The sequence below is a fragment of the Vibrio sp. 10N.261.51.C6 genome, from assembly GCF_041471785.1.
Taxonomy (GTDB): Bacteria; Pseudomonadota; Gammaproteobacteria; order Enterobacterales; family Vibrionaceae; genus Vibrio; species Vibrio crassostreae_C.
In genome coordinates this window covers 1-288 of sequence record NZ_JBFRPB010000001.1, presented here as the reverse complement: position 1 = coordinate 288, position 288 = coordinate 1, and the positions used below count along the sequence as shown (strand labels likewise).

Below are 288 nucleotides of genomic sequence, written 5' to 3'. Positions count from 1 at the left end.
ATCGTTGGTTCCGTTAATCGTGACTTTGATGGTTGATGGTGTGCCATCGATGGACGAGACAGTGAAGGTCTCTTCGACTTTATCGCCGACATTCAATTGATTAAACGCGCTGTTAGCTGTGAATACCCAATGACCATTGGCATCAATAGTCAGGTCACCGTTGGTGCCGGAAATAGAATCCGGCGCAAACGTGTTGTCTGGGTTGTCTACATCGGTGCTGGTCAACGTTCCTGATGTCGTTACCGCTTTGTCAGTTTCATCGATGGCTACGGTCGCACTGCTGACAGT

1 protein-coding gene is annotated in these 288 nt (G+C 49.0%); it reads right to left on the bottom strand.

The genetic code is table 11. The annotated features are described in order from the left end of the window. On the bottom strand, positions 1–288 hold a 288-nt coding region (locus tag AB4375_RS00005), incomplete at both ends, for a VCBS domain-containing protein (protein WP_372050821.1).